This is a genomic window from Wolbachia endosymbiont of Cardiocondyla obscurior (genome assembly GCF_902713635.1).
In the GTDB taxonomy this organism is placed as follows: Bacteria; Pseudomonadota; Alphaproteobacteria; order Rickettsiales; family Anaplasmataceae; genus Wolbachia; species Wolbachia pipientis.
Map to the genome: position 1 here is coordinate 1 of NZ_CACTIU010000113.1, position 1,149 is coordinate 1,149.

The following is a 1,149-nucleotide window of genomic DNA, read 5'->3' on the forward strand; positions in this document are numbered from 1 at the left end:
ATATACAGACTTACAACTTTTGGTTGGTAATACCATAATGGAAATTTATCATTCATTTTAGAAAATACTATAAATATAAATTCCAAACAGTGCAGAGAGGATACAGAATCGCAACATCAGTTGGAGGAACATTAACCGGTGAAGGTGGTGACTTTATTATTGTGGATGATCCGCTTAACCCTGCTCAAGCTTTGAGTGAAACATTTAGAAAACGTGCCACAAACTGGTTCGATCAGACTTTAGTAACGAGACTCAACGATAGAAAAAAAGGAGTAATTGTGCTTGTGATGCATAGGCTCCACCTGGAAGACTTAACTGGGCACCTCTTATCCAAGCCAAAAAACATATGGCATCACATTTGTTTGCCAATGATTTCTGAAAAAGTGGAGATAATCGACTCAATTACGACACAAGAAAAAGGTTTATATTCAAGAGAAGAGAATGAGTTATTATATCCCCTGGAGGGAGGAAGAGAAGAAGTTGAGATGATAAAAGTTGAACTCGGGAGTTACGCTTTTGCTGCTCAATATCAACAAAATCCTCTACCACTTTCAAGCGGTATAATAAAACAAGAGTGGCTAAAGCGCTATAAAAATTTCCCTGATAATCTCTCACATGTAACTCAAAGCTGGAACACTGCAGTTTCAACAAACGATTCCAGCGACTTTAGCGTCTGCACCACCTGGGCAAAAATAGATAATAAATTCTATTTACTTGATGTATATCGAGCAAAGCTTGAGTACCCAAAGCTTAAAGAGCAAGTTCTGTCACTAGCTGCAAGATGGACGCCACACGCAATTTTGATCGAAGCAAAAACGAGTGGTCAACAATTAACACAAGAGCTAAAGGCAAATAGCGATCTACCGATTATCGAAATAATTCCACACAATGACAAACTCACTCAAAATTGTTCCGGTGATAGAGTCTAGCAGGGTTTTTCTGCCACAGCAAGCGGTATGGTTAAATGATTTCGAGTACGAAATTTTAATGTTCCCAGAAGCTTGCCACGATGATCAAGTGGATAGTACGGTGCAATATCTGCAATGGATGAGAAAAACCAACACCAGTGCTTTCAGGGTCAGGGACTTTGGCCCCAACCCTAATAAACCATTTAGATGGTTAAGATATATCTAAAAACCTAAATTTATT

The 1,149-nt window shown here is 38.6% G+C and carries 1 pseudogene; it reads left to right on the top strand.

The features are described 5' to 3' along the window. Positions 1–71: 71 nt before the first annotated feature. Positions 72–1,134 (top strand): annotated as a pseudogene (gene terL, locus WOCAOBSORBRA_RS05990) (phage terminase large subunit); the annotation flags it as partial. Positions 1,135–1,149 lie beyond the last annotated feature (15 nt).